This window comes from Bifidobacterium sp. POST2/T3 (B1) (assembly GCF_058197115.1).
The window spans coordinates 1-10442 of sequence record NZ_JBVPQK010000080.1 but is presented as its reverse complement, the minus strand read 5'-3'; the positions used below and the strand labels follow the sequence as shown (position 1 = coordinate 10442).

General features: G+C 57.2%; 9 protein-coding genes. 1 reads left to right on the top strand and 8 read right to left on the bottom strand.

What is annotated here, in order from left to right:
* Nucleotides 1–1224: MFS transporter (locus AC0AP0_RS05480; RefSeq protein WP_490429644.1), on the top strand; the 1224-nt coding region annotated here is incomplete at its 5' end.
* On the opposite strand, the gene AC0AP0_RS05475 is transcribed toward AC0AP0_RS05480, so the two are convergent.
* The 8 genes from AC0AP0_RS05475 to AC0AP0_RS05440 form a co-directional block, all read right to left on the bottom strand.
* On the bottom strand, nucleotides 1225–2283 hold the full coding sequence (locus AC0AP0_RS05475; RefSeq protein WP_490429643.1) for a LacI family DNA-binding transcriptional regulator: 1059 nt from the start codon (nucleotides 2281–2283) through the stop codon (nucleotides 1225–1227).
* 49 nt (nucleotides 2284–2332) lie between these two features.
* Complete coding sequence (locus AC0AP0_RS05470) at nucleotides 2333–4483, bottom strand: beta-galactosidase (protein ID WP_490429642.1); 2151 nt, start codon at nucleotides 4481–4483, stop codon at nucleotides 2333–2335.
* Nucleotides 4484–4508: 25 nt separating this feature from the next.
* Complete coding sequence (locus tag AC0AP0_RS05465) at nucleotides 4509–5477, bottom strand: carbohydrate ABC transporter permease (RefSeq protein WP_198189600.1); 969 nt, start codon at nucleotides 5475–5477, stop codon at nucleotides 4509–4511.
* Nucleotides 5474–6478, bottom strand: a complete 1005-nt coding sequence (locus AC0AP0_RS05460; RefSeq protein ID WP_490429641.1) for a carbohydrate ABC transporter permease — start codon at nucleotides 6476–6478, stop codon at nucleotides 5474–5476. Before AC0AP0_RS05460 ends, AC0AP0_RS05465 begins: the two co-directional genes overlap by 4 nt.
* Nucleotides 6479–6500: 22 nt before the next feature.
* Nucleotides 6501–7826 (bottom strand): ABC transporter substrate-binding protein, encoded by a 1326-nt coding sequence (locus AC0AP0_RS05455; RefSeq protein ID WP_490429640.1) that lies wholly within the window; start codon nucleotides 7824–7826, stop codon nucleotides 6501–6503.
* A gap of 453 nt (nucleotides 7827–8279) precedes the next feature.
* Nucleotides 8280–8954 carry a hypothetical protein gene (locus AC0AP0_RS05450; protein ID WP_490429639.1) on the bottom strand — a complete coding sequence of 225 codons (675 nt, stop codon included), beginning with the start codon at nucleotides 8952–8954 and terminating at the stop codon, nucleotides 8280–8282.
* A 182-nt stretch (nucleotides 8955–9136) separates the two neighbouring features.
* Nucleotides 9137–9940: a family 43 glycosylhydrolase gene (locus AC0AP0_RS05445; RefSeq protein ID WP_490429638.1), complete on the bottom strand. Its 804-nt coding sequence runs from the start codon at nucleotides 9938–9940 to the stop codon at nucleotides 9137–9139.
* Between the two features lie 202 nt (nucleotides 9941–10142).
* Nucleotides 10143–10442 (bottom strand): HNH endonuclease family protein (locus AC0AP0_RS05440; RefSeq protein WP_490429637.1); only part of this gene is annotated, 300 nt, incomplete at its 5' end.

Sequence of the window (10442 nt, the reverse complement as noted above, 5' to 3'; positions counted from 1 at the left end):
ACCTTCGCCCTGGTCCTGCTGGGCCGTATTCTTGAGGCCATAGGCACGGGAACCATGTGGCCCGTTCTGCAGATCACTGTCTTCTCCATCTATCCGCTGGCCAAGCGTGGCATGGCCATGGGCACCGTGGGCCTGGCCATGAGCGTGGCTCCGGCCATCGGCCCCACCCTGGGCGGATGGCAGACAGATGCCAACGGCTGGCGTTCCATCTTCCTGACGCTGAGCATCTGCGGGGCCGTGGCGCTGCTCCTGTCCATCTTCGGCCTGCGCAACTTCGGCCAACGCGACACCAGCGTCAAGGCGGACTTCTTCTCGGTGGCCCTTTCCATCTTCGGATTCGGCGGACTCATGTTCGGCTTCACCAACATCGAGAACTTCCCCATCACCTCCTTCATGACCTGGCCCTTCATGCTGGTCGGCCTGATTGGGATCATCTGGTTCGTTCTTCGCCAGCTCCACCACGACAAGCCCCTGCTGGACCTGCATGTGCTGCGGATCAAGAACTTCACCGTAGGCACCATCATCGCATCCATGTCCTTCTTCGCCTTCAGCTCGGTCACCGTCATCCTGCCCATGTACATCCAGACTGATCGCGGCTTCTCTGCCACCATGAGCGGTCTGGTTATGCTGCCCGGAGCCATCGGCACCGCCATAGCCCAGTTCTTCGGCGGCCGCCTGCTGGACCGCTGGGGAGCACGGCCCGTGGCCATGACGGGCTGCTCGGTCCTGCTGCTGGGCACCATCGCCATGAGCCTGATCGGCGCCAATACCTGGATCGGTTTGGTCTCCATCTGCCAGTTCATCCGCCAGATCGGCATGGGCTTCACCCTGATGCCCTTGACCACCTGGTCCCTGAACAACCTGGCTCCCAAGGACGTTTCAGCCGGTTCAGCCGTCACCAACACGGCCCGGCAGATCGCCGGCGCTGTCGGCGCACCCATCCTGGTCATCCTCATGGAGACCATCACCACCCTGCGACACAACGCCATGGGCGGCGGTCACTCCACCCAGATCGCAGCCAACATCTTCGGCGTGCAGTGGGCCCTGCGCATCTCGGCACTGATCTGCCTGGGCATGGTTCTGCTGGTCTACTTCGGCGTTCGTGGAAACGGCGCCGGCTCCGGCCGTCAGATGACCCGCATGCTCCTGCGCCACATGCACATCATCCACACCGAAGCCCCTGCCGTCACAGCCTCCACCGCCGACACCAAAACCCAGGACTGATCACCTGGTGGTTTTACGGGCTATGACTTGCGATCCGATAACAAGATCCTGGGGTGCCGTAGCTCTGCCTCCGATACGTCCCAGGACGCGGTCGACGCAGGTTTGCGAAATCCACCCTAAGCAGGAATCCATGGTAGTAAGCGGCGTCTGCAGATAAGCTGACTCCTCGATGTTGTCGAACCCGATGATCTGAACCTGGTCAGGTACGGCTCTGCCATATGCAGTCAGTGCTGACAGTGCACCGATAGCCAGCTGATCATTGAGCGCGACCACCCCGTCGAAGGGTACGCCCGCTTCTAATATTCGTTGCATGGTCAGGTACCCGCTACCCAAGGTCCAGTCATAACCGGTTACACCCAGAAGCCGGTCATCCAGCTGCAGTCCTCGTGCGTGAACTGCCTTCAGCACACCTTGCATCCTTAGCTCGGCATTGCCTTCGATTGCAGCCTCCAACTGATTCTGGTCGAGCGGCGCATGCAGGCCGATGACCGCCAGCGAGCGCACCGACCGATCAAATAGATACTCTGCGGCCATCCGAGCTGCCTCGGCATCATCGACCATGACATGATCCGCCACCCCATGGGTAGTCCGTGCGCCTACGCAAACCAAGGGGTAGCGCACATCCAGATCCTCCACGGCGAACCGCTCAAGCTCCGACATGGATAGGATGATGCCGTCGCTGATAGTGCTGTTAAAAGAGGCCAAAATCTCATGCGCCCCCTTGGCAGACCCCTCGGCATATGTGCTGACATATACCGCATAGTCCCGCAGGCGAGCGCTGTCGATGACCCTATTAGCCAATTCGGCCAGATAGGGAGGTGTCAGCGACGGCACAGCCAGCGTAATGATACCGGTTTTGTTCCGATGCAAATTACGGGCTGCGGCATTGACCTTGTATCCCGATTCGTCGATCACCTGCTGCACCCGCTCACGGGTCGCATTGGACATACGGCCATTGCCATTGATCACATTGGACGCGGTCTTCAGCGAGACACCGGCCTTGCTGGCCACCTCGCGCAGGGTGATCCGTTTACCTGGACGTCCTTCATCCGTAGCCATAGGCACCCCCTAGAATGCAACAACCTCCAAGGCACTATGGCGATCAGATCTATTGACGGGTGACCACCACACCATGCACTCCTATAGTGTACCGATTGCCGGATAAACCACCCCCACCACACCGGAGCGCTCGTTGAATCACCAAGGCCTCACCCATGGTGGACACGTCTCTGACAACTGTCGACCCCCGGTTGAAATAGAAATGATAACGGCCTTTTGGCCCGGATCTGATCAGGTGCACCAACCGCGGGTCGCCGTCACGTCCATTATGCAACCCTGCCCCTGCTGCGCCGCTGAGGAAATCAGGAGGAACAATCCGATTGATCACCGAGACCAGCGATTCCTTGGCGAAGCCCGTCCCCAGATAGAGAACTCGGCCCTGACCGTACCCATGAATGGTCACCGCAGGTTTCCCAGCCATGTCGAGATCATAGGAGCGACGTCCTTGGTAACGAGCCAGCACCCTTACCGAATCCTCTACGCTCACGGGCTCGTTGACCCATATATGGCCTTCAATGCCCTCTGATACCAGGATGGATCCACCGCCTTGGTCACTCGTGCCCAAGGCGATCATCTCCTGGGAAGCAATACCTGTCAAATCACGCAAAACCGCAGGATATCCGCCCAAGCCAACATGCATATGGTCGTCCATAATGCCACTGGCGAAGTCCACCACCAGCCGGCCACCCCCGCGCACATAGTCGCGCAGACGGTCGGCTTGCTGCTGATCCAGCAGAATCAGGGCCGGCAACACCACCACGTCATAGCGCTCCCACTGCCCTTTCAATGGCATCACATCCGCCCTGAAACCAGCATCAAGCAGAGCCTGATACCAGGTATAGACCTGCTGCCAATGGTCTACAGAGCAATCAGGCAGAGTCGAATCAGCCATAGACCACTGGCAATCGGCATCAAAAAGTAGGACCATGGTCGAGGGTTCCAATTGAGTCCCGGCTAATCCACTCTGGGAGAGTCTGCGCAGAATGCCCCCCAAATCGGCAACCTGTGCATAAATCGCCGAATCCGGCCCTGCGTGGGGGATCATGGCCGAGTGGAAGGCCTCCGCTCCAAAGGCGGACTGCCGCCATTGGAAGAAGTTGACTGCATCCGCCCCCATAGCTACGTGTGCCAGAGCGTCCCGGATCAGTTCGCCTTGACGCTTGGAAGCGTTGAAATTGCGCCAATTGACGGCTGATGTGGAATGCTCCATCAGACACCAAGGATGACGTTGGGCATAGGCATCCACCAGTGAATCCGAGCAGAGCAGCTCATCTAGGTGTCCAGGTCCATGGGCGAAATAGTGGTCGTTTGCCACGAAATCGACCTGGTGGGACCAACGCTCATAATCAAGGACGCATTGGTCTGTCGAGACCATGAAGTTGGTAGTCAGCGGTTTATCGGGGGTGAGCTCCTGCAGCTGATCACGTTCGGCACAGAAAAAATCCATCAGCGCGTCTGAGCAGAATCTACGGAAATCCAGACGCAGCGCCGGATTGATAAAGGCATCACGCACGCCAGCATGTTCAGGCAGGGGAACTTGATCGAAGTTCTGCAGACGCTGGGACCAGAAATCGTTGCCCCAGGCTCGGTTGAGCTCCTCGATGCTGCCATAGCGCCGGCGACACCAGCTTTGGAAGGCCTGTAAAGCATCCTGCGAGTAGTCAGCAGCGTTGTTCCATCCATATTCATTGCCTACATGCCAGGCAACCACAGTCGGATTGTCGCGGAAGTGCTCGCCCATGACCCTGCAAAGGCGGAGGGCATAACGTCGAAAAACAGGTGAGGTGGGCCTCCAGGATTGTCGGGCTCCCGGATGAACGAGCGTTCCATCCGCCTCCACGGGCAACACCTCAGGATGTGCCTGGTAAAGCCAGTATGGGGCCGTAGCTGTAGCCGAAGCCATATCTACGGCGATACCGGCTTCCCCGAGCAAGGTCACCACCCGATCCAGCCATCCGAAATCCCAGACTCCGTCGCTGGGCTCCAGACGTGCCCATGAGAAAATGCCCAGTGTCACCATGGTGACACCGGCCCGTTTCATCAGCGCAACATCTTCGGCCCATACCTGCTCTGGCCATTGGTCCGGGTTGTAATCCCCGCCGAACCAGATTCCTCCCGAATGACCGTCGGGCTCCTTCGGCCATCGGTAAGGTCTATATTGTTGGAGCTGCCGACGGTCATGGTTGTCCGTTCTGCTCATGCTCAATCCCGTCTGCGTGTTTCTGCTATTCCTTGACTGCACCAGCAGCCAAGCCGGACTGCCAGTATTTCTGCAACAGCAGGAAGGCGACGATGATGGGAATGATAGTGACCAGGCTGCCCGTCACCACCAGGTTCTGAATGGCATGGGCACCAGCTGTCGATGCCTGATCCTTCCAATTGTTGAGCCCGATTGTCAGCGGGTACCAATTGGAATCCTTGAGCATGATCAAGGGCAGGAAGTAGTTGTTCCAGGTAGCCACAATAGTGAAAAGCGCCGTTGTTACGATACCGGGGGCCAGCAAAGGCAGGCTGACCTGCCAGAACGTACGAAACTCCCCAGCTCCGTCGACCCGGGCTGCCTCCAGCAGCTCGGTAGGCACTGCCTGGTCGGAAAAGATCCACATCAGGTATAGACCAAAGGGCGAGATCAGACTGGGGATGATCATGGCCCAAGGCGTATCAGTCAGGCCGATCTTGGCGAAAAGGAGGAACTGAGGCACAGCCAGAGCGATGCCTGGCACGCTGATAGCTCCGATGACTACAGCAAAGACAAGACGACGGCCAGGAAAGCGGAACTTGGCCAGGGCATATCCACCCAGTACGGCCAGTAAGGTGGCGCCACCGGCTCCCACAACCACGTAAAGCAGGGTGTTGAGCAGCCAGCGCCCGAAGATTCCGCCCTCATAGGTGAACACCTCACGCAGGTTATCCCAGAGGGCGAACTTGTGTCCAAAGGCCAGACCGAAGGTGCCAATGAAGTCCGACTGGGTCTTTGTGGCATTGATAACCAGCCAAATCAAAGGAAACAGGCAGTAGAGTGCGAATATCCCTGCAACGAGAGTCAACAGCCAGCTGCGCCGCGGATTGTCCGGATTGGAAAACCCCGTTCGAGCTGCCCTTCGACGTTCCGCGCGTTCATCACGTGCGACGCGTCGAGCACGCATACGCTCAGCCTTGGCCCCGTCGGTAGTCCTCGAATCAACCGTGCTCATTGCATCTGCTCCTTCATACCCCTGAGCTGGACGGCGTAGGCAGCGACCATGGTAATGATGGCCATGACGATGGCCAGGGCCGCCGCGTAATTGCTCTGACCGCCCATGAAGCTCAGGTTGTAGGCATACATGTTGGGGGTGTAATAGGTGGTGATCGCGTTACCTGGAACCATGGTCTGCAGGACCGAGGGCTCATTGAAGAGCTGGAAACTGCCGATGATGCTGAAGATGACCGTGATCACCAGGGAGCTCTTGAGCTCAGGAACCTTGATGCTGCGCACGATCTGCCACTCCGATGCTCCGTCAATGGCCGCTGCCTCATAGAGCGAGTGCGGCACAGTCGACAGGGAGGAATAGAAAATCAGCATGTTGTAGCCCGTAAACTCCCAGGTGTTGATGTTGCCGATGGCGGCCAGAAGCACGCTGGGCTGCAAAACGTCGATATGCGTGCCCAGCCATTGATTCAAGGAACCTACCATTCCGTACTTGGTGCCATAGATGAACCCCCACATCAGCGCTGCTACCACAGCCGGCACTGCATAGGGCAGGAAGGTGGTGATTCTGAAGAAGCGCGTGCCATGCAGCTTGAGTGAGTCCAGGGCCAGCGCCATCAATGCCGCCAGGAGGAGCATGATGGGCACCTGGACCACGGTGAAGAGCGCCACACGGCCAACTGATGACCAGAACTGCCCGTCTTTGATCAGCCTGGCGTAATTGGCCAAGCCCACAAAGACGTTCCCTCCGATCATGCGCTTCTCGTACAGACTCAGGTAGATGGCATAGAGCACCGGCAGGACGAAAACGAACACGAAGACCAGAACAAAGGGTCCCATGAACTTCCATCCACGCCAGTCAGGCCTGTGAGGCCGCTCCCCAATGCGACTCCCACCGGTTCCGCCAGGGCCTTGAGCCCGCGCAGGGGCCGGAACCCGCGCAGTCGAACCTTCGGCTTCACTCATAATGCCTCTCCTTCTTTCCTGTCGCTGCCCGGAGACGGCCATGGTCAGCCGCCTCCTTCATCACTCACTTATTGACCTGATACCCCTGCTGGTTGCCGTGATCCACCAGTTTCTGCTGATAGTCCTCAAAAGCCTTCTCCAGCGTGGTCTGCTTCATGTATGCCTTGCCAATGGAATCTCCATAGGTTGACTGGGCGAAGGGGTTGTAGGGCAGATACTGGAACTTGGAAACTTTGAGGTTGGCTGCATCGGTCAGCACCTTGTTGACTTCCTGACCTCCGAAGTACTCGTTCTTCTTGCTGGTGAATTCAGTCGAGCTCAGGATGCGTTTCAGCGAGGGGAAGCTGCCCTGGTCAGCCATGACCTGAGCTCCCTCGCCGTGCGTCAGGTATTCTGCGAACTTCCAGGCGGCCGCCTTGTTCTTAGCTTTCTTGGGCACAACAAGAGCCGAACCGCCGTCTTCCGCGGACACTTTGTCTCCCTCTTTCCACTGGGGCAGAGGTGCTACCCTCCAGTTGCCCTTCTGGTCGGGTGCGCCGGACTCCAAATTGGTGGGCATCCAGGCGCCGATGGTCAGCGAGGCCACCGACCCATCATTAAGAGCCCTGTTCCAGTCATCAGACCAGTTGGCGGTCTTGGTATCGAGCAGGTCTTCGTCGATCAGCTTCTGCTGAAAGTCGATATACCGCTTCATACCGGCATCCTTGGTCATGTTGATGGTGATCTTGTCACCATCGACCTTCCATGGGTGGGCCCCAGCCTGCCAGGCCTGTGCGGTGAATGGCTGATAGGCGTTCTTATCACCGGCATTGTTGGTGATGTAGGAACCCACAGCTCGGATCTTCTTGGCATCCTGGTAGTACTCATCCCAGGTCTTTGGGGGCTCGGGAATACCAGCCTTGTCGAAGACCGCCTTGTTGTAGAAGAAAACCTCGGGACCGGCATCAATGGGCAGAGCATAGGGCTTGCCGTCGTACTGGACCTTGTTCCAAGGCCCTGGGGTGAAGTCGTCAGCAAACTTGTCAGCCCCGTAATCCGACAGGTTTTCCAAGTTATCTTCAATCGCAAACTGCTGGACGGTAGGATCCTCCAGCATGGTGACATCAGGGATGCCCTTGCCTGCAGCGACTGCATTGGACAAGGCCACCTGCGTGTCACCGGCAGTGCCCGTGTTGTTGTACTTCACAGTGATGCCGGGGTTGGCCTTTTCAAAAGCAGCAATGGTCTCCTTGATACCATTGCCCCAGCCCCAAAAGACTATGCGCCCCGAGGCCTTGCTGGTGTCCGCTGGCTTCGATGTTGATCCAGACCCACTGCTTCCACAGGCAGCGAACGAGGCCAAGGCGACCATGGTGACGCCCATGGTCAGGATTTTCCTTGCAGAATTCATGATGAACCTTTCGATAATTGTAAAAACCACGTCCTTGATAAGGTTTTGACGCCCTACTCCTTCCAACGATTGATACAACTGTGTACCAACGTGTTATTCAGTATAAGCCGTAGCTTTGGATTGTCAATTCCGCTCAATGTGACGCCGTCGACCGTACACGGCCACGATCATGAACAAAATGCCCGCCGCCAGGCAGCTCGCCACGAACATTGGAGCGCGGCGATAGTGATGCCCGTTGCAGCCAGAGTGGAGGATAGGCCGCCGCTGCTAGCTGCAGGACGGACAGGCAGCAATTTATCTGATTCCACAGAACCGGACGCGGACCCTCCAGGGCCTGTCGGCGTACCATTTCCGTCATGATCGACCACGTCGTTGGTCTCATTTCCCTTTTCAGGCACACCTGTCAGGGACACGTCGTCAACATGCAAAGTCTGGCCCGAAATGCCGGAGGCTTCAATAGTGATCCTGGTCTGCCCGCCGGGCAGATCGACCGGCAAGGAGGCCTGCTTCCAGTCTGTGCCGGTAAGATGCAGCCAAGTTAATCTCCGAGGTCTTCCCGCCGGATTCAATCACGATCCTGGCCTGATCCATGCCTCTGGGGTTCGCATAGGAGAGTTTCAGAAGGAAACGGCCGGCGTGCAGGGGAACATGCCCTGGTTCATCAAAATCCTGGACAATGGAGGCGCTGCGGAATCGCCCGGGCGCGAATAGCAGATCATAGTCGCCCACTCGCCCATAAGCATCGGCTACATTGTTCACGGCATCTGGATTGACCCGCCGCCATCCAGCGATATCGGCAATCACGTTACCGTCCTTATCCCGATACCCCTGTTCACCCACCGAAACCCTGTCCGCTTCGAAGGAACCATTAAGCACATAGTCATTGGCATCGTCAACCGACCAAAGACCGGTGTCAGCATCCAGCTTCCACCGACTCATGGAATTGAAGCGAGGCGTGCCGGAATCATCAAAACTCAGCGGATTCCACTGGTTGTATCCAAGCCCATTACCCGCAAAGTCAGCCCATCGATCGCCGCAGTGAATGACGGTCTCTGCTCGGCTGCCGTGCAAGGTGTAGTAAAAACCAGTCTGAGTGATGTGACCAAAATCTGTTCGGCTGCCATCCATGATCACCGTCTGATTGACGGGCTGGTAGGGAACAGATGATCTGCTACCTGAAAATGAATTCGGGATGCATCCCACCCGAACAGATCGGAACCAGCCAGATAATACCGGCCAGCGTGCTTGAAAAGCGCATTGCCTTCACGCCCGAAGCCCTGGTAGAGCTTAGTAGGTTCAAGCAGATCCACCTAACCCCCCTTAGCGCCTATTCTGGCCGCCCAAACACTGCCACGGCCACGGCCATAGGAATAAATCAGATAACCTGTGCCATCCTCATCCTGGAAGACGCTCTGGTCACCGGTGTTGCTGGTACCCAGCCCGTAATCGCGCATGTCGATACGCCTCTGGGCTTTGAACGGTCCAGTAGGCGAATCGGCTGTAGCGATCATCACCTTTTTGTCGAAATTGCGACCCGTTGCATCCGTAGGCATTTCATGCTGGATAAGCATGGCATAAGTGTGCAACTCGGGGACATACGCAACTCCCATTCTGCACACCCAACCCGCACGACGGCCACTGAAGTCACTGGAGAATGCATCAGCCTGCGCCCTGTCCAACGCCACGCCTTGATGCCGCCAATCGGTCAGATTCGCGGATTTATAGACATCCACCGAAATGAAATCATTGCCAGTGAGTGCATGGGTTGGGTCCTGTCGATAAGCTTCAGCCTGGGAAAAGTGAACACCATACCAATAATGAGACACCTTCCCCGTCGCGGGATCCGGAAAATCGAAAATCCCTCCGCCCTGCATATACATTGGGTTACCGTCGACGTCATTCCAAAAACGGTCATTGGCGATCAGCCCACTTCCGCCCGCAGAATCGGACTTTTGCCCTGCCCCCTGAGCAGCAACCGCCTTTGGCGTTCCAAAGGACAAGCCCATAATCATCGCTAGGGCGACAAGCAGAATGGCCAATCTGTGCCTTGCCAGCGTATGAGCCCGTAGGCGGTATCCATTGTTGCGTATATGAGAGCCGACATGCTCGTTCATAGCCAACCTCCTCGTTGCTGATGGTTGCGGTCATAGACCCGAGAAATCGGAATCCATACAGTTGATACAACTGTGTATCAAGCTGCAACAATGCTATCACACCTTAAACAGTCCAGATCAGTGCAGAAAGCCGGGCTGTAAAGCACTTATACGAATAACCCTTACATGACAATCAATTCTGCCTATCGACCAAGGCCAGCGATCAGCGATCCTGCGGAAGGGGCTGGCCCGGACAGGTATGCAGAACGGCCAGCATGGCCTGCTTTTCCGAACTGGTGACACTCAGGGAGTACTTGTCCTTGACCGCTATCTGACGGGCCACATAGGAGCACTGATAGTCCTTGTTCTCGGGCAGCCAGTAGTCGGCCGAGGCACTCCCCTTGGCCTGGTTGGCGGGGCCGTCAACAGCAAGAAGATTGTAGGGGTCGTTGCCAAAACGGTAGCGACGGGCCGTGTCCCACTTGCTGGCTCCTGACCGCCAGGCATTCTCCAGGGCGACCAC